Origin of the sequence: Pseudomonas sp. PvP009, assembly GCF_017832995.1 — a bacterium.
GTDB classification, from domain to species: domain Bacteria; phylum Pseudomonadota; class Gammaproteobacteria; order Pseudomonadales; family Pseudomonadaceae; genus Aquipseudomonas; species Aquipseudomonas syringae.
In genome coordinates, this window is sequence record NZ_JAFIBG010000001.1 from 3,040,395 (window position 1) to 3,062,766 (window position 22,372).

Annotated in this window: 22 protein-coding genes; 7 read left to right on the forward strand and 15 right to left on the reverse strand. The window is 60.3% G+C overall.

All coding sequences use genetic code 11. The features are described 5' to 3' along the window. Positions 1-4: 4 nt before the first annotated feature. The 4 genes from JOE29_RS12880 to JOE29_RS12895 all read right to left on the reverse strand — a co-directional run bounded on the left by JOE29_RS12880 (position 5) and on the right by JOE29_RS12895 (position 2,567). Positions 5-742, reverse strand: coding sequence for a DUF72 domain-containing protein (locus tag JOE29_RS12880; protein WP_180274086.1), 738 nt, complete (start codon positions 740-742; stop codon positions 5-7). After that, positions 742-1,173, reverse strand: coding sequence for a DNA methylase (locus tag JOE29_RS12885; protein ID WP_198701058.1), 432 nt, complete (start codon positions 1,171-1,173; stop codon positions 742-744). Before JOE29_RS12885 ends, JOE29_RS12880 begins: the two co-directional genes overlap by 1 nt. Positions 1,174-1,347: 174 nt before the next feature. Next, the gene (locus JOE29_RS12890; protein ID WP_210079576.1) at positions 1,348-2,241 is read right to left on the reverse strand and encodes a CAP domain-containing protein; all 894 of its coding nucleotides are present in this window, start codon (positions 2,239-2,241) and stop codon (positions 1,348-1,350) included. Positions 2,242-2,324: 83 nt separating this feature from the next. Then, positions 2,325-2,567: a hypothetical protein gene (locus JOE29_RS12895; protein WP_003349168.1), complete on the reverse strand. Its 243-nt coding sequence runs from the start codon at positions 2,565-2,567 to the stop codon at positions 2,325-2,327. 206 nt (positions 2,568-2,773) lie between these two features. Here JOE29_RS12895 and JOE29_RS12900 point away from each other — a divergent pair, with 206 nt between their 5' ends. Further along, the gene (locus JOE29_RS12900; protein ID WP_074996837.1) at positions 2,774-4,087 is read left to right on the forward strand and encodes an APC family permease; all 1,314 of its coding nucleotides are present in this window, start codon (positions 2,774-2,776) and stop codon (positions 4,085-4,087) included. A 130-nt stretch (positions 4,088-4,217) separates the two neighbouring features. Here JOE29_RS12900 and araH read toward each other — a convergent pair whose 3' ends face one another. The 4 genes from araH to JOE29_RS12920 all read right to left on the reverse strand — a co-directional run bounded on the left by araH (position 4,218) and on the right by JOE29_RS12920 (position 8,881). Continuing rightward, the gene (araH, locus tag JOE29_RS12905; protein WP_004403886.1) at positions 4,218-5,183 is read right to left on the reverse strand and encodes an L-arabinose ABC transporter permease AraH; all 966 of its coding nucleotides are present in this window, start codon (positions 5,181-5,183) and stop codon (positions 4,218-4,220) included. Between the two features lie 40 nt (positions 5,184-5,223). Beyond that, positions 5,224-6,747, reverse strand: coding sequence for an L-arabinose ABC transporter ATP-binding protein AraG (gene araG / locus JOE29_RS12910; protein WP_010411149.1), 1,524 nt, complete (start codon positions 6,745-6,747; stop codon positions 5,224-5,226). Positions 6,748-6,801: 54 nt separating this feature from the next. Beyond that, positions 6,802-7,815 carry a substrate-binding domain-containing protein gene (locus JOE29_RS12915; RefSeq protein ID WP_004417927.1) on the reverse strand — a complete coding sequence of 338 codons (1,014 nt, stop codon included), beginning with the start codon at positions 7,813-7,815 and terminating at the stop codon, positions 6,802-6,804. Between the two features lie 193 nt (positions 7,816-8,008). Further along, positions 8,009-8,881, reverse strand: a complete 873-nt coding sequence (locus JOE29_RS12920) for an SMP-30/gluconolactonase/LRE family protein (protein WP_003349187.1) — start codon at positions 8,879-8,881, stop codon at positions 8,009-8,011. 279 nt (positions 8,882-9,160) lie between these two features. Between JOE29_RS12920 and JOE29_RS12925 the strand changes: the two genes are divergently transcribed. Then, the gene (locus JOE29_RS12925; protein ID WP_044312912.1) at positions 9,161-10,309 is read left to right on the forward strand and encodes an aldose epimerase family protein; all 1,149 of its coding nucleotides are present in this window, start codon (positions 9,161-9,163) and stop codon (positions 10,307-10,309) included. Positions 10,310-10,359: 50 nt separating this feature from the next. Here the strand turns inward: JOE29_RS12925 and JOE29_RS12930 are convergent, their stop codons facing one another. From JOE29_RS12930 to JOE29_RS12945, 4 genes are read right to left on the reverse strand one after another with little or no spacing between them, the layout of a single operon-like run. Beyond that, complete coding sequence (locus JOE29_RS12930; protein ID WP_003349192.1) at positions 10,360-11,256, reverse strand: metal ABC transporter substrate-binding protein; 897 nt, start codon at positions 11,254-11,256, stop codon at positions 10,360-10,362. A gap of 11 nt (positions 11,257-11,267) precedes the next feature. Next, positions 11,268-12,137: a metal ABC transporter permease gene (locus JOE29_RS12935; RefSeq protein ID WP_003420917.1), complete on the reverse strand. Its 870-nt coding sequence runs from the start codon at positions 12,135-12,137 to the stop codon at positions 11,268-11,270. Further along, a complete protein-coding gene (gene aztA, locus JOE29_RS12940) occupies positions 12,134-12,880 on the reverse strand; it encodes a zinc ABC transporter ATP-binding protein AztA (RefSeq protein ID WP_016568024.1) in 747 nt (248 codons plus the stop codon). The genes JOE29_RS12935 and aztA overlap by 4 nt, the downstream gene beginning before the upstream one ends. Beyond that, positions 12,877-13,023, reverse strand: coding sequence for a hypothetical protein (locus JOE29_RS12945; protein ID WP_154219799.1), 147 nt, complete (start codon positions 13,021-13,023; stop codon positions 12,877-12,879). Before JOE29_RS12945 ends, aztA begins: the two co-directional genes overlap by 4 nt. 213 nt (positions 13,024-13,236) lie before the next feature. Here JOE29_RS12945 and JOE29_RS12950 point away from each other — a divergent pair, with 213 nt between their 5' ends. From JOE29_RS12950 to JOE29_RS12960, 3 genes are all read left to right on the forward strand, one after another. Further along, positions 13,237-14,457 carry a putative DNA modification/repair radical SAM protein gene (locus JOE29_RS12950; RefSeq protein ID WP_003405604.1) on the forward strand — a complete coding sequence of 407 codons (1,221 nt, stop codon included), beginning with the start codon at positions 13,237-13,239 and terminating at the stop codon, positions 14,455-14,457. Then, positions 14,454-15,293 (forward strand): TIGR03915 family putative DNA repair protein, encoded by an 840-nt coding sequence (locus JOE29_RS12955; RefSeq protein ID WP_003348380.1) that lies wholly within the window; start codon positions 14,454-14,456, stop codon positions 15,291-15,293. Before JOE29_RS12950 ends, JOE29_RS12955 begins: the two co-directional genes overlap by 4 nt. 219 nt (positions 15,294-15,512) lie before the next feature. Beyond that, the gene (locus JOE29_RS12960) at positions 15,513-16,358 is read left to right on the forward strand and encodes an NAD-dependent protein deacetylase (RefSeq protein WP_210079577.1); all 846 of its coding nucleotides are present in this window, start codon (positions 15,513-15,515) and stop codon (positions 16,356-16,358) included. Here JOE29_RS12960 and JOE29_RS12965 read toward each other — a convergent pair. Continuing rightward, a complete protein-coding gene (locus JOE29_RS12965) occupies positions 16,355-18,718 on the reverse strand; it encodes a DNA polymerase II (RefSeq protein WP_210079578.1) in 2,364 nt (787 codons plus the stop codon). The two genes, JOE29_RS12960 and JOE29_RS12965, sit on opposite strands and share 4 nt — an antisense overlap. Positions 18,719-18,941: 223 nt before the next feature. Here JOE29_RS12965 and JOE29_RS12970 point away from each other — a divergent pair, with 223 nt between their 5' ends. Next, positions 18,942-19,382: a CBS domain-containing protein gene (locus JOE29_RS12970; protein ID WP_210079579.1), complete on the forward strand. Its 441-nt coding sequence runs from the start codon at positions 18,942-18,944 to the stop codon at positions 19,380-19,382. Positions 19,383-19,435: 53 nt separating this feature from the next. Here the strand turns inward: JOE29_RS12970 and JOE29_RS12975 are convergent, their stop codons facing one another. Together JOE29_RS12975 and JOE29_RS12980 are read right to left on the reverse strand one after the other, a co-directional pair. After that, a complete protein-coding gene (locus JOE29_RS12975; protein WP_003318380.1) occupies positions 19,436-19,981 on the reverse strand; it encodes a DUF4174 domain-containing protein in 546 nt (181 codons plus the stop codon). Positions 19,982-20,105: 124 nt separating this feature from the next. After that, a complete protein-coding gene (locus tag JOE29_RS12980) occupies positions 20,106-21,308 on the reverse strand; it encodes an aspartate aminotransferase family protein (protein WP_210079580.1) in 1,203 nt (400 codons plus the stop codon). Positions 21,309-21,411: 103 nt separating this feature from the next. Here JOE29_RS12980 and JOE29_RS12985 point away from each other — a divergent pair, with 103 nt between their 5' ends. Further along, on the forward strand, positions 21,412-22,317 hold the full coding sequence (locus tag JOE29_RS12985; protein WP_074996830.1) for a LysR family transcriptional regulator: 906 nt from the start codon (positions 21,412-21,414) through the stop codon (positions 22,315-22,317). Positions 22,318-22,372 lie beyond the last annotated feature (55 nt).

A 22,372-nucleotide genomic window follows, 5' to 3' on the forward strand; every position in this document is an offset into this window, starting at 1 on the left:
CCCGTTACTCAGCCCTATTGCACTTAACCAGTGCCTGCAGCGCGAGCGCGTCACCGACAGCGGCTCCGCTGGCCGTGTTGTCAAAGATGCACCAGGTCTCGATTCCCTGCGCTACAGACGCCGACGCTCGCCCGGCCAAGCCTTCCAGATGCTCGACGGTATAGGCGCTGTGATAAATTTTCGGTGCACCGTGCAGGCGCCAGTAGTGAGCACCCTGCCACCCACCGGGCAGGTGCCCATCGCTGATCACTGACGGATCGGCGGCTACCTGCGCAATGCGATGCTCGATCAGCAGCGCCTGAGCCTGCCGCCAGGATTGATGGCGCGGCTCCAATACCACCCTCCCGGCGTACTGATTGCGTAATGCTTTGAAAAACCCGTCAGCTATCTGTGGTGCATAGTCCAGAGAGGGCGGGAGCTGGACCAGCAGACAGCCCAGCTTGTCACCCAGCGCAGTGCATTGAGAAAGGAACGTAGCCAGAACGGCCTCGCACTCGCGCAGACGGAGTTCGTGGGTAATGAGTTTCGGCATCTTGACCGAGAAGCGAAACCCGGCGGGCACCGACTGCGCCCAGCGTGCGTAGGTCTCGGCACGATGTGGACGATAGAACGAGCTGTTGATCTCGACCGCGTTGAAGCGCGAGGCATAGCGCTGCAAGTGGCTGCCTTCGTCAGGGAAGTCGGGCCAGTGCTCACGCGCCAGGCTCCAGCCTGCACAGCCGATATAAAGTCCCGGCATCATCAATACAGCGCCTTGCCGGCCTCACGCATGAAGATTTCAACGGTCTTGGGACCGACACCGGCAAACTCGCAGAGTCGCTTCTCGAAGTGCGCCTGGTCCTCACTCACCTCGCGGATTCGACCTATCTTGCCCGCGTATTCGTCATTGAGCTTGGCGCACAGCGCAGATAATCGATACGCCGTTGACTCGTCGTAGCGCACGTAATGAGCCTGCCCGAGCATGGCGACCAGCTCTCGGTGAGTGCAGTGAGCAAGCTTGCGCGGGGTGTCGCGCTGGTGTTTTTCGACGATAACGCGATAGGCCTCGCAGGCAATGTCGGCCTGAATGCGCTTGCCCATCAGAAAGCTGGCGACAAACCACTTGAACAAGGCCTTTTCGAGGTCCTCGCTGAAACAGATATTCAGCTCTGCAGCATCAATGGTTCGTTTCATGACGTCTGTTACACCTCGCTGACGTTGCCACCGGACACACCGTTCAAGCGCGCCTCTTGTGGTACAACCGACCGCTCCTCATCAGCAGGGGTTTTCAAATAACGTCGAACGGGCGACAAACGGTATTCAGATTGACTGCCAGGTGTTCCAAGTCGCTGCGGTGCTGGCTGCCGATCAGGGCGCACCAAACAGCATGGTCCAGTACACACCGTAATCAGCGTTGGTAGCCGTCGCATAGGCCGCGCCGACCTCGGTAAACATCGGGTTCATCAGGTTGGCGCAATGCCCCGGGCTGGCCAGCCAGCTCGCCATGGCCTTGTTGGCCGTGCTCTGCCCTGCAGCAATGTTTTCACCGATCTGCCGTCCGCCGTAACCGGCAGCACGCGCGCGGTCCGCCGGCGAGTCATTATCAAAACCGCGATGGGTAAAGTAATTCTCGCTGGCCATCGACTGGCTGTGCTCCTGCGCGGCGGTTTCCAGCGTGGTATTCCAGCTCAACGGCCGAGCCGACGGAAAAGGCCGCTTGCCACACATACGTGGCTTGGCACGCGCGGCATTGACCTGCGCCAGCAGCGCCCGGCCAGCGGAGCGCGCGTCTTCAAGGCTCTCGTCGATCAACGGCTTCGCCAGCACTACACGCCAGTCACCCCCCTGCCGAGTGATGCCGATGTCAGCGTATTGCGGGTCGAGCAACGCGCCGCAGTAGCGGCTCCTGAGCATCTCGAACGCTGCATCGGCGCTTTGCGCGCCGGCCAGTCGCAAGGTCCGCACAATGACCGCCTGATAGCCGGATGCCTTGAGTGCGTCACGTAAATTACCGCTGAAACCGATGGGCAATGCCACGCTGGAATTGAGCGCCAGGGCTCTGGAGATGTTTGTCATACGCGCTTCGCAACGCTGCGGCTGGCCGCGAAAATCGTTGATCGCCTGGACCAGTCGCTGCTCTTCGGCGGCACTGACAGGGCTCGCGTACAGGGGCAACAACGGGACCAGGTACAACCAGATACGCCAGGAACAACGGGGCAGTGCGGGCATGAGAACGGACTCGGAGAGGAAAAGGCGTGGCATGCATGTCAGAGCCCGAATAAGACCCGAAAAAGCGCTCATGGTTCACGCTGCACACTTGAGTACGGTACCGCCCCGCCATGCGCTCAAAGCTTGCCGATCTCGCCAGTGGCCTCACCAATGCTGGCAAGCGTTACTTCCATATCATCGATAGCCTGTTCAAGTGCCACGAACGATTGTTCAATGACCTCCCTGTCGTCCACTGTCTGATGACCGCGCAGGCTCTCTGCACGCTCGAGTTCACTGAGCTGCAGATCAGCCACTTGCTTGCGTAACGATTGCAGGGTTGCCCAGACTGACCTGAACTGTTGCTGGCTGCTATGACTCATGTTCGCCTCTTGGCTGATCCGTCAAATGTCTCATTGAGACCCCTCCCCGACGCAATGCTCCACCTTTTTTGCCAACAGCGTTCATTTCAGCATCAAGCCGGCAAACAGTGCCGCTGGTCCAGGCCAGCCGCCATCGTTTTGAATTTACCTGTCGCGCGACGCTCTGCTGTTGATACCCGCATCTGTAGAGAAAGGAATCCTTGACCATGGCCACTGCCGAGACTTCATCGCTGCGCCGGGCAATCACGGCGCCCATGCTGACCCTGTTCATCCTTGGCGACGTGCTCGGGGCTGGCGTCTACGCATTGGCCGGCACGATCGCCGGACGCGTCGGCGGAGCCATCTGGGCGCCCTTGCTGATTGCCCTGTGCTTTGCCTTGTTGACCGCAGCGTCCTACGCGGAGCTGGTGACCAAATACCCGCGTGCGGGCGGTGCCGCGGTGTACGCCGAAAAAGCCTTCGGTAAACCGTTGTTATCCTTTCTGGTCGGGTTTTCCATGGTCGCGGCTGGCGTGACCAGTGCTGCCGGGCTGGCCGTGGCATTTGCCGGCGACTACTTTCAGGCGCTGCTCGACTGGCCTGCGCAATGGGTCTGTGTGGCATTTCTGGTCATCGTCGGCCTGCTCAACGCACGCGGTATCAAGGAATCGCTTTCAGCCAACCTGGTCATGACGGTCATCGAGCTGAGCGGTTTGCTGATGGTCATCGCTGCAGCCGTGTGGTTCGTCAGCCAGGGCCAAGGCGTGCCGCAACGGGTGTTCGAACTGGACACCGCCTCACCTGCCACGGCGATTCTCGGCGCATCGCTGCTGGCGTTCTATTCGTTCGTGGGGTTTGAAACCTCGGCCAATCTTGCCGAAGAGATCAAGGACGTGCGCAGGGTCTATCCACGTGCCCTGTTCGGTGCGCTGCTGGCGGCGGGTGCGGTGTACATGCTGGTTGGCGTGGGCGCGGCGATGGTCCTGCCCGTTGATCATTTGAAAGATTCGCAAGCCCCCCTGATGGACGTGGTCAGTGCCTCGGGGCTCGGCATACCTGCGCCGTGGTTTGCAGTCATTGCGCTGATTGCGGTAGCCAACGGCGCGCTGTTGACCATGATCATGGCCAGCCGACTGACCTTCGGCATGGCTCGCGAAGGCCTTTTACCTGCGGTGATGGGTTCGGTGCTGCCCAAGCGGCGCACGCCGGGCCTGGCGATTCTGGCGACTACACTGGTGGCCATTGCCCTGTCCTTCACCAGCACCCTGACCATCCTCGCCGAAACCGTCGTGCTGTTGCTGCTCTTCGTGTTTCTCAGCGTGAACATCGCCGTGCTGGTACTCAAGCGCGACAAGGTCGAAGCCGGGCACTTTCAGGTGCACTGGGTTATCCCGCTGCTGGGCATTCTTTCGTGCCTGTTGCTGCTCACTCAGCAAGGTCCGGAAACCTGGCTGCGGGCGGGCATCATGCTGGCGGTCGGCGCTGCGCTTTACGGACTGACTCGGCTGAGCAGCTCGGCGCTGGCGTCGCATTCACGCTGAGACGCGTCAAACACGAATCAAGAGCGCACTATCACAGTAGCCACACTTTTGGCGGTTGATGAAGCGCAGTAACAGACTGAATCATGTATGAAGCCGGGAGCTGGTTCAAGAGAACCAGCGCCCGGACGACTTAGCGCCTTTTCATGCGGTCGATGATCACCGCCAGCAACAGGATCGTGCCGCGGATCACATACTGATAGAAGGTGTCGATGTTCTTCAGGTTCATCGCATTCTCGATAATCGCCAGAATCAGCACCCCGGCGATCACATGCCGGATCATGCCGATGCCGCCGCTCAGCGAAACCCCGCCCAATACGCAGGCGGAGATGATCGTCAGCTCGAAGCCCTGTCCGATCATCGGCTGCCCCGAGGTCATGCGTGAGGCCAGCACCACACCCGCCAATGCACCAACCAGCCCGTGGACGGCGAAGATGATGATCTTAGTACGGTCCACGTGGACACCCGCCAGCAGCGCGGCTTCCTGGTTGCCGCCTATGGCCATGGTGTTGCGCCCGTAAGTGGTGTAGTTGAGCAACCAGCCGAAGAATATGAAGCAGGCGATGGTGATCAGAATCGGTACTGGCACGCCGTACACCTGACCATTGCCAAAGATGAAGAAATCCTCGTTGGAGACACCGACAGCCTTGCCGTTGGAGAAAATGTACGCCAGGCCGCGCACGATCTGCATCGTTGCCAGGGTCGTGATCAGGGCATTGATGCGCAGCTTGGCGATCACGATGCCGTTGATAAGGCCCACGACCAGCCCAAGCGCCAGGGCTGCCGAGACGCCCAGAAACACACTGTCGGTGTCGCGGATGACGATACCGGCGATCACCCCGGAACAGGCCAGCACCGAACCGACCGAGAGGTCGAAGTGCCCGGACGCCAGGCAGAAGAGCATGGTGCAGGCAGCGATACCCACGGTGGAAATCGCCAGGCCCAGGCCGCGCATGTTCAGCGGCGACATGAAGTTATCGATGAACACGGCACACAGCAGGAAGATCCCCACGGCAGCCAGGAGCATCACCCAGTCATCGGCAAAACGACGCAGGTTCATGCCCTGACGGGGAGCCTGCAGGCTGGATTCGGTAGACATACGCACCTCTTTTTTATTGTTCATGGTCAGGGACCGATTTTCAGCCGCGCGTGCGAGGCAGAGCCAATTGCAGGAGTCGCGACTCGTCAGCCTCGTCGCGATTGAGTTCACCGGTGATTGTGCCTTCGCTCATCACCAGAATGCGGTCTGAAATACCCATCACTTCCATCAGATCGCTGGAGACCACAATCACCGCAATACCGTCCGCGGCCAGGTTGTGAATGATCTCGTAAATCTCGGACTTGGCCCCGACGTCGATCCCGCGAGTCGGCTCGTCCAACAGCAGGACTTTCATGGGCATCGACAGCCAGCGGCCAAGAATCGCCTTCTGTTGATTACCGCCCGAGAGGTACATGATCTGCTGCTCGGGCGATGGCGTCTTGACGTTCATCGACTTGATCTGGCTGCGCGCATTGTCACGCTCCCAGCGGCCCTGAATCAGGCAACCGAGATTCACATGCCGCGGACGCGCACCAATGTTGATGTTCTCCGCGACGCTGGACAAAGGCACGATGCCTTCCTTCTTGCGGTCCTCGGGGCAGAGCAGGATGCCGGCCTCGATGGCATCACGCGGTGACTTCAGTGTCAGCGGTTTGCCGTCCAGTTGCAGGGTGCCTGCAGAGCTACGGGTAAGCCCCGAGAGCAGGCGAAACAGCTCGGTACGACCGGCGCCGACCAGACCGAAGAAGCCCAGCACTTCGCCTTTCTGCACGGCAAAAGTGACCGGCTCATGAAGGCCCGGCCCCAGCAGACCGGTAACCCGCAGGCTTGGCCCCTGATGCTGGCGCGGACGGTAGTTGTAGATGTTCTGGATATCGCGACCGACCATGCAGGTCACCAGTCGGTCATGGTCGAGATCGGCCATCTGCTCGAACGTCTTGACGAAGCGTCCGTCCTTGAACACCGTCACCGCGTCACAGACACGGAAGATTTCTTCCATACGGTGCGACACGTAAAGAATCACTCGGCCCTCGTCGCGCAGGCGGACGATGATTGCCATCAGTCGGTCAATCTCACGCGCTGACAGGCTACTGGTGGGCTCGTCGAAGGCAATGACATGGGCATTGCGCGACATGGCCTTGGCGATCTCGACCAGTTGCCGCTGGCCCAGCGAGAGGTCGCCCAGACGTGTGCGCGGATCAATCTCGTCAGCCAGCCCTTTGAGCAGCTCGCCGGCGCGGCGATACATCGCACCGCGATTGATCAGACCGAAACGATTGGGCATGTGCCCGAGCAGCAGGTTCTCGGCAACGGTCATTTCCGGCACCAGGTGCAGTTCCTGGTGAATCACCGCCACGCCCGCCGCAATGCTCTCGGCGGTGGACTTGAACTGATAGCTCTGCTCGCCGATCTGCAAGGTGCCGCTACTGGGCTGATAAGAGCCGCCGAGAACCTTCAGCAGCGTGGATTTACCGGCACCGTTTTCACCCATTAATGCATGGACGCTGCCAGGACGCGCTTCGAAACTGATATCCGAAAGCGCCTTGACGCCGGGGAAGACCTTGCCGATGCCGTTGAAACGCAAGGCACCGCCTATGGGTTGAAGCTCGATAGCCTGTTGCATGAACCAACCTCCTCGCTCGTGTGATGGGCCTGAACATCAGGCCCCTCGTTCAGCTCACTTCCACAGACCGATCTTGGTCAGTTCAGCCTGAAAGTTTTCGCGAGTGATCAATGTCACGTCATCCATAGCGGTGTACTTGGGCGGCTCGACCCCCTTGGTGACCCAATTGAACACGTATTCGGCCGTCCGGTAGCCTTCCTTGTCAGGGCTAGGAAGCATCGAACCAAAGAAGCCGCTTTCTTTTTTCTTCAATTCATCGATGGCATCGGTGCCATTGATCCCGATCCCTATCACGTTTGCGGCAGCGAAGCCTGCGCCCGAAGTGGCACGTACGCCGCCCAGTACGGTGTTGTCGTTCATGCCACCGATAATGAGGTTCTTGGCTTCGCGTGGCAGCTTCGGCAGAGCCGAGTTGGTAGCGTCCATGCCTCCAGGAACATCAAGTGTCTTTTGCGGAGAAAATAGAATGTGGTCGGCTGGCAAGCCTGCTTTTTTCAACGCATCCACCGAACCGTCAGTGCGCTTCTTGCCGGTATCGAGTTCGCTGTAGGTGTTGATGATCGCGTAGGTGTTCTTCCAGTCGCCCTCATCCCATTTGCGATTCTTCGCTTCAGTCGCCATGGCGGCGCCCTGCTTCTGGCCAACTTCGAAAGCCGCCATGCCGAGATATGGCACATCCTCCATCGGTTTACCCCCCGCATCGACGAAGCGGTCGTCCACGGCCATGACCTTCATGCCATTAGCCTTGGCCTTGGCGACGATGGCAGGGCCCAGCGAAACGTCAGGTGGGCAGATCACGAAACCTTTGACGCCGTTGGCAGCCAGGTTGTCGATCGCGGACAGGGTCTTCTCGCCATCGGGAACGGCAATCTTGATGACGGTGAAGCCAAGCTCTTTCCCGGCTTTTTCGGCGAATTGCCACTCGGTCTGGAACCAGGGTTCTTCAGCCTGCTTGACCAGAAAGCCGATTTTGACTTCTTCGGCAGCGGATGTGATGCCACTCATGCCCAGAATGGCAGTAGTGACGGCGGCACAGCACAGGGAACGAATCCCGTGACGACTCAACATAGCTAACTCCTTATTTTTATTGAATAGCTACAGCGACCAGCGAGGTGGCGATTGCAAACGCCGAAGCGTCCAGAACCGATCAAATAGTCATACCATATAACGAGTGACCGCTATGTAACCTAATGTCACCCTTGCCTCCAGCATCATGCTGGCGTCGCAAAAAAGACGCCGGCGCAACATTTTTCTCAACAGTTCATCCGGCGAAACGCTGACACGGCGTGCCCTTGACGCCGACCTGCGCCATCAGCAGCGCGCCGTCAAAGCGACCATTTGCATCGGCAGGTGCGGCACTGGTGACGTACAACGTCTGCAGGTCAGGACCGCCGAATACACAACTGGTGGGATGGCTGACTGGTAACTCGACAACCCGGTCAACGCTGCCATCCGGCGCAAAGCGGATCAGGCAATTGCCACCCCAGCGCGCATTCCAGACATACCCTTCGGCATCCATCGCCGAGCCGTCGGGTGAGCCTCGATCGTGTTTTGCCGCCCATACCTGGCGTGGCCCCAAAGCACCGTCTGCGAGCACCGGATAGTGATAAATGACGTCGTCCAGGGTATCGGCGCTGTACAGCACGCTACCCTCTTCATTCCATAGCAGGGTGTTGACGATGCCCTGCCCGTCCAGCAAACGGGTCACGCGAGCATCAGGTTCAACGCGGAACAACCCGCCGGAACGACGCACTAAAGGCACGTCGCCGCCCTCGGCATCGATGTTGTTCTGCATGCTGCCAAGCCAAAGGTGGCCGCGCGCATCGCACCGGGCCTCGTTGGCGCGATTGCCGGGGGTGGGGTCTGCCACGCAGAACGGCAGCAAGGAAGTCTTGTCCGATTCCAGGTCCAGGCGATAGACGCCGCTGGCCAGTGTCACCAGTGCATCACCCTGCTCGGTCGGAATAAAGGCAGAGACCGGCTCGGGCATGCGCCATTGGCGGATCTGTCCGGCGACCAGCCGACACACCAGAAACCCGGAAATGTCGACCCAGTACAAAGCCTGCTCCTCGGCATCCCAGAAGGAGCCTTCGGCCAGCTTGAAGCGGTGCTCGGAAACGGGCAGCCAGTTCATGAAAAATGTCCTTTGTTATTGTTGTAAAGGCACTTTTGGATATTTGTGTCGCTGTCTTGTCCAACCTCTGCCTGCGCCGCTGCATTGCTCGGCGTCAGGCTGCATGGCAAAAAAACCGGCAGATCGGCTAAGGTGAGTCACAAGCCTTCAGCGACGATGGCACTACTAAATAGTATTACAATTTATTTTTCAAGCTGCATTTTATAGGCTATACATCCATGCATCGGCTTGAATCCGATCAAATAGTCTTACCAATAACAATAAAAGCAGGCAGATCAGATGAAAAAACATGCGCTCCTCAGCACCCTTGGACTGTCCTTGATGATCAGCACCCTGACCGCACAGGCCGCGGCACTCTCCAGCGAACACAGCACGTTTGGCCAACTGCCCGACGGCTCTGCCGTCGAAAAATACACCCTGCGCAACAGTCACGGCGTGCAGGCCAGCATCATCACCTACGGCGCGACGCTGCAATCGCTGCTGGTGCCTGACAAGGCCGGAAAGGTCGAAGACATCGTCCTGGGTTTCGACGATGTGCAGGGCTACCAGAACAACGGTACGGTTTATTTCGGCGCGACCATCGGCCGCTTCGGCAACCGGCTGGCAGGCGGCAAATTCAGCCTGGATGGCAAAACCTATCAGGTCCCGCTCAACGACAAGACCAACGCGCTGCACGGCGGCACGCAGGGCTTTGACAAGCGCCTGTGGAAGGCAGAAGAAACCAAGACCGGTGATTCGGTCGGCGTGAAACTGACCTATCTGTCGCCGGACGGTGAGATGGGTTTTCCAGGGGCCCTGCTGACCGAAGTGACCTACAGTCTGAACGAAAAAAACGAGCTGAAGATCGACTACCGCGCCACCACCGACAAACCGACGGTGCTGAACCTGACCAACCACAGTTATTTCAACCTGGCCGGCGCTGGCAGTGGTGATGTGCTCAAACAGGTCGCCACCCTGCACGCCTCGCACTACACCCCGGTCAACGACAAGCTGATCCCGACCGGCGAACTGCCTGCTGTGGCTGGCACGCCCATGGACTTCCTCAAGCCCACCGCGTTTGGCAAACACATCAAGGATGACCATCAACAGCTGAAATACGCCGAACCCAAGCAAGGCGGGTTTGATTTCAACTGGGTGCTCGACACCAGGGGTGACGTGAAGAAACTGGCCGCCGAGGTCAGCGATCCGCAATCAGGCCGCAGACTGCAACTGTTCACCACAGAGCCCGGCGTGCAGCTGTACACCGGTAACTTCCTGGATGGCAGCATTCACGGCAAGGCAGGCAAGGTCTACCCGCACTGGGGTGCCTTTACCCTGGAAACGCAGCACTACCCCGATGCACCCAACCAACCGAAATTCCCCAGCACCCGACTGGATCCTGGCAAGGCCTACACCCAGACCACTGTGTTTAAATTCCTCAACGACTAAAGCGTTGAGCTGCCCGGCGCCCGCAATCAGGGCACCGGGCAGCTTCAGGCTTACTGATTGCGCTTCATTGCCGCAGTCAGGGTATCGACGTTGTAACGGAACATCTTCGCGTAGGTTGGCGCCGGGCCGTCGGCTGGCGACAAGGACTCCACGTACAGTTCACCCCCTGGTTGAGCGCCACTGGCTTCGGCTATCTGCTTGACCAGACGCGGGTCGCTGGAGTTTTCAAAGAAGTAGGCACTGACATGTTCGGTCTTGATCTGACGGATCAGTTTCGACACATCGGCGGCCGACGCCTCAGACTCGGTAGACAAGCCCAGCGGCGACAGGAAGGTCACACCGTAGGCATCGCCAAAGTAGCCGAACGCGTCATGGGAGGTGAGGATCTTGCGTCTGGCAGCCGGAATCGAACGGATCTGATCGCGAGCGTAGGTATCCAGTTGCTGCAACTCAACGATGTAGCGATCACCATTGGCCTGATACACGCTGGCCCCTTCCGGATCGGCTTTCTTCAGCGCCGCGACGATGTTGCGCACATAAATCACGCCATTGGCCGCGCTGTTCCAGGCATGCGGGTCGACAATGCGTTTGCCGTCCTCATCCATGCTGCGCGTCTTGATGCCCTCGGACAGCACCACCGGCTGCCCCTTGTAGCCTGAAGCCTTGATGAGACGATCCATCCAGCCCTCCAGATGCAGGCCGCTGACAAATGCCAGATCGGCGTTTTTCAGCGCCTGGGCGTCACTCGGTGTCGGCTCGTAGACGTGAGGATCGCCGTTCGGACCGATCAGCGATCGAACGTGCACACGTTCACCGCCTACCGTACTGACCATATCGGCAATGACCGTGAACGAAGCAACGGCTTCCAGCGGTTTGGCCTGGGCGAGGCTGGCGAATGCCGACAGCGCCAGTGCAGCCAGGGAACTCAACATCATCAATCGTTTCATGACGTACCTTTTCAGTGAGCCAGGTGAGGTTTGGGGAACAGCCGACGCACGATGCCCGTGCGCCCGAACAACAGGGAGATGCCGTAGAACGCACTGGCCGTGAGCACGATGGCCGGCCCCGAGGCGACGCCTAGGTGGTAGGAAACGATCAGCCCGATCAGCCCGGACAAGGTCGCCAGCAGCGTCGAAATCACCATCAGGCCACTCAGCGAGTTGGTCCAGAAACGTGCGGCGGTTGCCGGCAGCATCATCATGCCCACCGCCATCAGCGTGCCCAGCGCCTGAAAGCCTGCGACCAGGTTGAGCACCACCAGCAGCAGAAACAGAACGTGGTACAGCGAGCCGCGTCCGCCGACCGCGCGCAGAAAGCCCGGATCGAAGCACTCCAGCACCAGCGGCCGATAGATGATCGCCAGCAGGATCAGGGTGAAGGAGGCAATGCTGCCGACCATGTAAATAGCGGTGTCATCAATGGCCAGAATGGTGCCGAACAGCACGTGCAGCAGATCGACGCTGGAGCCGTGCAGCGAAACAATCAGCACCCCGGCGGCCAGCGAGGTCAGATAGAAGCTGGCAAAGCTGGCGTCTTCGCGTAACGAGGTCAGTCGACTCACCAGACCGGACAGCAAGGCCACTGCCAGCCCGGCGATCAGGCCGCCGAACCCCATTGCCGGCAACGACAGCCCGGCGACCATGAAGCCCACCGCCGCGCCCGGCAGCACCGCGTGGCTCATCGCATCGCCCACCAGGCTCATGCGCCGCAACATCAACAGCACGCCGACCGGTCCCGAGCCGATGCCCAGAGCCAGACACGCCACCAGCGCGCGACGCATGAAACCGAATTCGATAAACGGCTCAACCACCAGGCTATAGAGCATCATGCGTCGTCCTCGGCATCACACAACAAGGCATCCGGGCTCCAGTACTCAGCCATGTTGCGCGCCTTGCGCAGGTTGGCAACGCTGAGCACTTGCGCTGTCTCGCCCCAGGCGATGGCTTCGCGAGCCATCAGCAAGGTTTGCGGAAAGTGCTGACGGACCTGTTCGATATCGTGCAATACGGCAATCACCGTGCGCCCCTGCCCGTGCCAGGCACGCACCAGCTGCAACAGATCACGCGTGGTGCGCGCGTCGATGGCGGTGAACGGCTCATCCAGGAGGATCACCGAAGCGTCCTGCAACAGCAGTCGGGCGAACAGCACCCGCTGAAACTGACCCGATGACAGCGAGCCCACGCTACGCCCTTCAAACCCCTCAAGGCCGACGGTCATCAGCGCCTCGCCGGTCAGACGCGCATGATTGCGCGTCAGACTGCGGAACGGACCGATACTGTGCCAGGCGCCCATCGAAACGGTATCGGCGACACTCAGTGGAAAGCTGCGATCGATTTCCGCGGCCTGCGGCAGATAACCAATCGTGCGGGTTGCCAGGCGCCCGCGGTCGACGCGTCCCTGAGCAGGCTTCATGGTTCCGGCGATGGCCTTGATCAGCGTCGATTTGCCCGCGCCGTTAGGCCCGACGATAGCGGTCAGGCTACCGGCCTCGAAGCGCCCGCTGATGTGGTGCACGGCCGGACGGCGTTCGTACGCCACCGTAAGGTTTTCCAGAGCGATGGCGGCACTCATGGAACTGCCACCGACCAGCCAATGGCCAGCCAGAGCAATGTCAGTATCGCCAGGGAAAACAGGACCCGCTTCCAGGCCGCCTGGGCCAGCACGGAGCCTGCTATCGAAGCGCTTGCTGTCGAAGCGTCAGAAGGATTTTTCAAGTAAAAGTAACCTGCAACTATTTGTTACAGTATTACATACCAAACGTGCAAGTGTTATTAAATAACGTTCATGCTGGCACCTTGCTTTCCAGTCGTGCAGATAAACGCCGGGACGGATCCGATTCGGCATCGCCTCGCAGAACTCCGCCGTGCGGTACTTGTGACACTGCACGCACCCCTATACTGTATATACAAACAGTCAAGGGGCACTTCATGCAGCTTATCGACAAGCTCAGCATTCTGGCAGACGCCGCCAAGTACGATGCGTCGTGCGCCAGCAGTGGAGCACCCAAGCGCAGCTCGCAGGACAAGTCCGGGCTCGGCTCTACCAATGGCATGGGCATCTGCCACAGCTACACGCCGGACGGGCGTTGCGTGTCGCTGCTGAAGATTCTGCTGACCAACTTCTGTCTTTACGACTGCCAATACTGTGTCAACCGTCGCTCCAGCGATGTGCCCCGTGCGCGCTTCACTCCCGAAGAAGTGGTCACGCTGACGCTGGACTTCTATCGCCGCAATTGCGTGAGCGGGCTGTTTTTGAGTTCCGGGATCATTCGCTCTGCGGACTACACCATGGAGCAACTGGTCGAAGTCGCCCGGCTGTTGCGCGAGGTGCATGAGTTTCGCGGCTACATCCACCTCAAGACCATCCCTGACGCCGATCCTGCGCTGATCGAAAAGGCTGGTCGTTATGCCGACCGCCTCAGCGTCAATATCGAGCTGCCGACCGACCTGAGCCTGCAGACCCTCGCACCGGAAAAAGACGTCGCGTCGATCAAGCAAGCCATGCAGACGATCTACACCGGCGAGCAAACGGTGCGCAACGAGCCTCGCTCGCCGCGCTTTGCGCCTGCCGGGCAGAGCACGCAGATGATTGTCGGTGCCGATGCCACCGACGACAGCACTATCCTGCACAGCGCGCAGTCGCTGTACAGCAACTTCAAGCTGCGCCGGGTCTATTATTCTGCGTTCAGCCCGATACCCAACAGCCCCAACAGCGTTCCGCTCGCGGCACCGCCCCTGATGCGCGAGCATCGCCTGTATCAGGCTGACTTTCTGCTGCGTGGCTATGGTTTCACTGCCGGTGAACTGCTCGACGGCCCCGGTGATCTGGCGCTGGACATCGACCCCAAACTGGCCTGGGCGCTGGGCAACCGACAGGTTTTCCCGCTGGACCTGAACCAGGCCGACCCGGCACTGATCGCCAGGGTGCCGGGCATTGGCATCCGCACCACGCAGCGGCTGGTCGAGTTGCGCAGACAGCGGCGCATCCGCTACGAAGACCTCACCCGCATGCGCTGCATACTGGCCAAGGCCAAGCCGTTCATCATTACCAGTGATTACCACCCGCCGCATGCGGAAACCACCAGCGAGTTCCTGCATCACCAGTTGCGCGACCGGCCTCAGCCTCAGCAAATGGGCCTGTGGGGATGATCTGCCTCGACTGCGACGACCTGTTCGTCACCTGGCGGCAACAGGCTCGCTGGCTGTTGAGCCACGAAATCGACCCCAGTCAGGTCAGCTGGAAGTCGCCGGATGCCGCCGATCTGTTTGGCAGTGAGGAAGACTACCCCAAGGAAGCCGGGCCGTTTCAGGCACGGGTTCCGCTGGAGCTGGTGCAACTACTGGAAAGCGCCTCGCGTTACCGGGGCGATCAGCGCTGGAGCCTGCTGTACGAAGTCTTGTGGCGCGTGACCCATGGGGATCGCACGGCGATGATGGCCGGTGACAGGCTCGGCAGTGAATTGCATCGTCGCCTTAAATCGGTAAGGCGCGAGGCCCATCATCTGCATGCCTTCCTGCGGTTTGTCGCGCTGCCGTCCGTGGCTGACGACGAAGCCCTGATGCGCCCGCAGTACGTGGCCTGGCACGAACCGGCGCACGATATTCTGCTCAGTGCCAGCGAGCATTTCATCGGCCGCATGGGTCAGCACCGCTGGATGATCGCCACGCCTCAGGACGGCGTGTATTACGACGGCCAACAACTGATTCATGAGCGACGCTGCCCGCAAGCCTGGCAGACCATGGCCAGGCAGGTGGAAGACCCGCATGGCGAACTGTGGCTGACCTACTATAGCCACATCTTCAATCCTGCGCGCCTGAACCCCAAGGTCATGGAAGGCCACTTCCCTTCGCGATTCTGGAAGAACCTGCCGGAAGGCCCGCTGATTCCGGCCCTCATCACCCAAGCCCGCACCGGCAAGCAGCGTGATGGCCAGGCGAGCGACATCGCCGCCAGACGCGGCAAGAAGATTGCGCTGAAGGACTGAGAGCGAGGCACAGAGCCCTCCTCACCCGCCCGCTGAACGGACACACGCCCCTTGCGTCGGAGCACAGTGCCCTGACCGACGACGTAGCGGTCCGCTGCCAGGACCAGCGATTGAACCAACCTCTGCCACGGCGGCTCACAGCTGTGGCATCCGCACGCTGCCTGCGCGCCAGATGATAATGTGACCCGTCACAAGAGGCAGGCCACCCGAGGTTCAAACATGCTCGACAGCCCAACCCGACATCTGCTCGACACGCTATGCCAGACGATGGCCGACAAACCGTTTCTGGTGGTGACCGGCGCAGGCATCAGCACCGCATCCGGGATTCCGGACTACCGCGACAAGGATGGCGTGCGGCGCGGCAAGCAGCCGATGATGTATCAGGAATTTCTCGGCAACCCTGCAGCGCGCCAGCGCTACTGGGCACGCGCTATGCTCGGCTGGCCGCGGATACGCGCGGCACAGGCCAATGCTGCGCACCGGGCCCTGGCTGCGCTGCAGGCTAAAGACACTATCACAGGACTGATCACCCAGAACGTCGACGCACTGCATACGCAAGCCGGCAGTCGGGACGTCATTGAGCTGCACGGCAGTCTGCACCGGGTACTGTGTCTGGATTGCCAACAGCGCAGCGAGCGGGCAGCCATTCAAGAGCAGATGCTGGAGCAAAACCCTTATCTGATCGGCGTCCACGCAACACAGGCACCGGACGGCGACACCCTGCTCGACCCGGCTTTCGAGGCCAGCTTCAAGGTGCCCAACTGCCCGCACTGTGAACGCGACAAGCTCAAGCCCGACGTCGTGTTCTTCGGCGAAAACGTCGCCGCGCAGACCGCTGCCAAGGCTACGCAGAGTGTCGAGGAGGCCGAAGGTCTGCTGGTGGTCGGCACCTCGCTGATGGCCTGGTCGGCATTTCGCCTGTGCAAGGCCATGGCCGAACAGGGCAAGCCGGTCATCGCCATCAACCATGGCAAGACCCGGGCCGACGAACTGCTTGAAATGAAAATCGAGGCGTCCTGCGAGCAGGTATTGCCGTGGCTCGCTGAGCAGCTGGTTTCGCGCTAGAACAGCCCTAACTGCCCACCAATCAGGGTGCTGAAATCGTCGTCCACGAAGGGCAGGATGGCATCTGCCAGCGGTTGCAATTGACGAGTCACGTAGTGATCGTAGTCAATCGGGGCGTGACGAATTTCCAGCGGCTCCGGCCCGGCGGCGGTCATCACGTAGCTGATCCAGCCGCCACTCTGATACTGACGCGGTCGGCCCTGCTGGTCGTTGTATTCATCGGCCAGCCGCGCGGCCCGCACATGGGGCGGCACGTTACGCTGGTAGTCATCGAGCTTGCGACGCAAGCGCTTGCGGTAGATCAACAGGTCATCCAGCTCGCCTGAAAGGGTGCGCTGCACGTAGTCACGCACATAATCCTGATACGGCTGACGCTTGAAGATCCGCAGGTACAGCTCCTGCTGAAACCGCTGAGCCAGCGGCGACCAGTCGGTGCGTACGGTTTCGAGGCCCTTGTAGATCATCTCTTCGGAACCGTCAGCACGGGTCACCAGACCGGCATAACGCTTCTTGCTGCCCTCCTCCGCACCGCGCACGGTGGGCATCAGGAAGCGCCGAAAATGCGTTTCGTATTGCAGCTCAAGGGCACTGTGCAAACCGTACTCGGCGTGCAAGTGCTCGCGCCACCACTGGTTGACCTGCTGCACCAGCGCCTTGCCGATGCTTGCTGCCTCTTCCTGCCCATGAGGGCGACCCAGCCAGACGAATGTCGAGTCGGTATCGCCGTAGATCACGGTGTAGCCCTGCGCCTGAATGAGGTCGCGGGTCTTGAGCATGATTTCATGCCCGCGCAGGGTGATCGATGAAGCCAGGCGCGGATCGAAAAAGCGGCAGCCGCTCGAACCCAACACACCGTAGAAGGCATTCATGATGATTTTCAACGCCTGGGACAAGGGCGCATTCTGGTCGCGCTTGGCGGCTTCCCGCCCCTGCCACACGCGCTCGACAATGGCTGGCAGGCTGTGACGGGTGCGCGAAAAGCGCGCGCCGCGAAAGCCTGGCACCGACTCGCTGTCCGCAGGATGCCTAAGGCCTTCGATCAAACCCACTGGATCAATCAGAAAGGTACGAATGATCGACGGATAAAGGCTTTTGTAGTCCAGCACCAGCACCGACTCATACAGCCCTGGCTGGGAATCCATGACAAAACCGCCAGGGCTGGCCTCCGGCAGGCGCTCGCCCAGGTTGGGCGCAACGAAACCCTGGCGATGCATCAGCGGGATATACAAATGGCAGAACGCCGCTACCGAACCACCACTGCGATCGGCAGGCAGGCCGGTGACCGTGGCGCGCTCGAGCAGAAAAGTCAGCAATTGGGTCTTGGCAAAGATGCGCGTAACCAGTTCGCAGTCCTTGATGTTGTAACGTGCCAGCGCCGGCTTGTCCTCGGCGAACATGCGGTTGATTTCGTCCATGCGTTGATAAGGCGTGTCGATAGCCTTGCCTTCGCCCAGCAGGGTCTGCGCGACGTATTCAAGGCTGAACGACGGAAAACTCCAGGTCGCCGAGCGCAGCGCCTCGATTCCGTCGATGATCAGCCGGCCGCTCACGTCGGCAAAAAAATGGTTGTTGCGACTGCCGTGCTCACGCCAGCCCATCGCTTCACCGCCACGCCCGAGCCTTAATTGCACTTGCAGGCGCTGGGCATGCTCATGCAGCACGCGCAAATCGAACTGGATAACGTTCCAGCCGATAATCGCGTCAGGGTCGTGCAGCGCCAGCCACTCGTTAAGGCGCTCGAGCAACTGCGCGCGGGTATCGCAATAGTCGAGCTGAAAATCCAGCGCCTCGTCGCCACCATTGACTGGGCCCAGCATGTAGACCTGGCGCTGACCACAGCCCTCCAGCGCAATCGAATACAACTCGCCGCGGGCCGTGGTTTCGATATCCAGCGAGACCAGCTTCAGGTTGGGACGGTAATCGGGTGCCGGCTTGATCTGCGCGTCGCAGAGCACGCCATCGGCATCCGGCGTGCCGCCAAACTGCACCGGCGCAGTGATAAAGCGCTCCATCAGGTAGCGTTCTGGCGGTCGAATGTCCGCTTCGTAGACGTCTACATTGCCCCGGCGCAGCAGCTTTTCGATATTCATCAACTGGCGGTGCTGCTGGCAGTAAACACCCAGCACCGGGCGGTGACGGAAATCACAGAGTTCCAGCGGGCGCAGCTCCACGCCACGCTCGCTACGCAACAACGATCGGGCTCGCTCGCCCTGCTCGGCGGGAATAAAGGCAACCGAGGGCTGGCAAGGCAGGCGGATATGGCGCGGGCCCTGATCGGTGGCCAACCAGAAGTCGACCTCGGTCCCGGCGGGCGTGTCTTGCCAGTGCCGACTCAGGATAAAGCCCTGCTGTACATCCAACGCTGTTACCTCGACCGCCCGGTGAAACGAATGATTCTACTTGGCTATGAGGCCAAAGGCGCGCCTGACAGGCGAATTAACGGCACATTGAGGGCGCGGATAATTGATTCCTCCTATTCCAGTGATCCTTATTTACTGCTTGCTCGTTTCTGCCCACTGGATGATTCTGTAGTGGTTCTGGCAATGCACTACAGCCATCCAGATCCCGATCACGGAGAGCCCCATGAAAACCGTCGCCCAGCTACTGAAACTGAAAGACCTGCAGAACCAGCAAGTGCATACCATCGGACCGGATCAGATGGTGCTCGAGGCACTCAAGTTAATGGCTGATAAGAACATCGGTGCGCTGCCGGTGGTCGAGGGCAACGTGGTGGTCGGCGTCATCAGCGAACGTGACTATGCGCGCAAGGTGGTCCTCAAGGGGCGCTCGTCGGTGGGTACACCGGTGAGGGACATCATGAGCAGCAAAGTGATCACTGTCGACTCGCAGCGCAGCGTCGAGGCGTGCATGGGCATCATGACCGACAGCCACCTGCGCCACCTGCCGGTCGTGGAAGACGGACAGTTGCTGGGCCTGCTGTCCATCGGTGATCTGGTCAAGGAAGCCATTGCAGAACAGGCCAGCCTCATTCAACAGCTCGAGCAGTACATTCGCGGCGAATGAACTGAGCAACACATCAGGCGCAGCGCGCTGTCGCCGCGCGCCACGCCGTTCACTCAGTCATCCAGCGTCTTGCCAGGCGCTCCGCCCTTGACCGGCTTGCCCGGTTTTTCGGCCGGCGCAGGTTTGGCTGGCGGCTCGGGAGCAGGTGCTGCGGCTTCCTGCTCGCGCATCGGCATCTGATCGATAGTGGCGAAGATTTCCTTGGGGTCTAGCGATTCCGGATTTTTGAGAGTCTTATCGACCTTTTTCTCGCCGTCCTTGCCCACCAGAATGACCTTGGTCCCCGCCCCCGCCCCGAGCTTAAGCTCACGGATCAATGCCATGGTCGACTGCGGGTCCATGCTTTTGCCGTCGCGCTCGCCCATGGTGTTGACCACCGTGAACAACACCATATTGCGCTGTGCAAAGGCCTCACGGTTGGCAGGCTCATCCAGTGACTTCTTGAGCTTGACCAGCACCGGATCTATGGTGCTGGGAGCGATGATGATCAAGGGACGCGACTTGCCGCGCTCCTGTGCCAGAGGGCCGTCGTTGTCAGCGGCAAGCGCTGTACCGGCAGCGACAAACAGGGTGGCGAGGGTCAGGGACCGGATTAACATGGTGGGCTCCTTTCAAATCCATTGGGTAGCCATCGCGTACAGACCGACACGATGCTGGTCTGTTCTACCGCATATGGGTCATCCCGGTACAGCCCGATGTAGTCCTTTTCCTTAATCCGTTGCGTCAGGCCGAGCGTACAAACGAACGATCACAGGCGCTGTCGAGGCTCGCCGCCAGGCCTTGGACAATCTGCGCCACTTCCGCGGCGTCCAGCACCAGGGGCGGCAACAGACGGATGATTTTGCCCCGAGTGACATTGATCAACAGGCCATGATCCTCGGCTGCAATGCGTGTGAGTTCGGGTATCGCCTGGCGCAGTTCGATACCGATCATCAAACCCTGGCCACGAACGTCCAGCACGTTCGGGTGAGCACCCAGCGTATTGCGCAGCCCTTCCAGCAACTGCCGGCCTTGCAGTGCGGCGTTTGCCACCAGCGCCTGCTGTTCGATGATATCGATCACCGTGCAACCGACCCGACAGGCCAGCGGATTGCCGCCGAAGGTACTGCCGTGGCTGCCGGGCGTGAACAGTTGCGCCGCCCTGCCCCGCGCCAGGCAGGCACCGATCGGTATGCCGTTGCCCAGCCCCTTGGCCAGGGTCATGACGTCCGGGACGATACCCTCATGCTGAAAGGCAAACCACTTGCCGGTCCGGCCCATCCCGGTCTGGATTTCGTCGAGCATCAACAGCCAGTCACGCCGCGTGCAACGCTCTCTCAAGGCCTTGAGATACCCGGCCGGTGCCATCTGCGCGCCGCCCTCGCCCTGAATCGGCTCGACCAGCACGGCAGAGATCCGGTGCCCATAGGTCGTGCAAACCTTGTCGAACGCCGCCAGATCGCCAAACGGCACTTTGATGTAATCGCCGGGCAAGGTACTGAAACCCAGGCGTACGGCCGGCCCGTCGCTGGCCGATAGCGTGCCCAGGGTACGGCCGTGAAAGGCGTTTTCCATGACCACGACCAGAGGCCGTTCGATGTATTTGTGCCAGCCATGCAGGCGCGCCAGCTTGAGCGCAGTCTCGTTGGCCTCGGCACCGGAATTGTTGAAAAACACCGCGTCCAGCCCCGACAAGGCCGTCAGTTTCTGCGCAAGGCGCTTCTGCCAGTCGATGGTGTACAGATTGGACGTGTGCAACAGCAGGCCCGCCTGATCACGAATCGCCTCTACCAGCAGTGGATGCGAGTGCCCCACGTTGGTCACAGCCACGCCTGCCACGGCGTCCAGGTACTCGCGCCCGCCCTGGTCCCACAGACGTGTGCCCAGACCATGGGTGAAACTCAGGGCCAAAGGTTGGTAAGTGCTCATCAGGCAGGTGGCGGTCATGAGGTGAAGCTCCTTGGGTATGTTTCGGTTTTTGCAGTATCGTTAACAAGCCCAGATGGATAAACAGCGAAATACTTCAATCATTTTAAAGCCAGGGTTGATAATGGATTTGTTTCAGGCAATGCGCGTGTACGTGAAAGTGGTCGAGGCAGGCAGCCTGACGGCAGCGGCGCAAGCGTGTTCGATTTCCACCACCATGGTCGGCAATCACTTGCGCGCACTGGAGGAGCGCCTGGGCGTCAGCCTGTTGCAGCGCACCACACGCCGTCAGCGATTGACGGAATTCGGTACCGCATATTATGAGCGTTGTCTGGAAGTGCTGGGGTTGGTGGCCGAGTCCGAGCAGTTGGCCGAGCAGGCCCACGGCGACCCCACAGGTACACTGCGCATCACCGCGCCACTGACATTCGGTTCGGAAGTATTGGCGCCTGCTCTGGTCGAATTTTCGCGGCGCTTTCCCGAGGTCAAGCTCGACCTGGTGCTGACCAATCAGCGTCTGGACATGATCGACAATGGCTTTGACGTCGCCATTCGCCTGGGCAACATTCCAGAATCCTCACCGCTGATCGCGCGCGCCCTGCAGGATTACACCTTGACCATCTGCGCCGCACCGGACTATCTGGCCCGTCACGGCACGCCGACGCATCCAGAGGATCTTCGTCAGCATAACTGCCTGGCGTTCGCCTACCCGGCGGGAGACGAATGGCGCACTGCCGGCACACAGTGGCGTATGACTGGCGCCGACGGCGACGTGCTGGTGGAGGTAAGCGGTTCGATGGTGGCCAACACTTCCGCCGGTCTTTATCAGGCGGCTCGTGCAGGCATGGGCGTAGTGATGCTTCCGGATGCGCTGGTGCAGCGAGACTTGCAGGAAGGCCGGCTGGTTGCGTTGTTCCCCGACTACCATTTGCCCAGACGACCGACAAACCTGCTGTATGTACAGGATCGCTATCGACTGCCCAAACTGAGAAGTTTTGTGGAGTACGCGACGGGGCTTTGGGGGCGGTAAAGGCTTACCGCCGGAGGGTTAGCAGGTCGACTCCGGCGCGCAGCCTGTGCGGTGC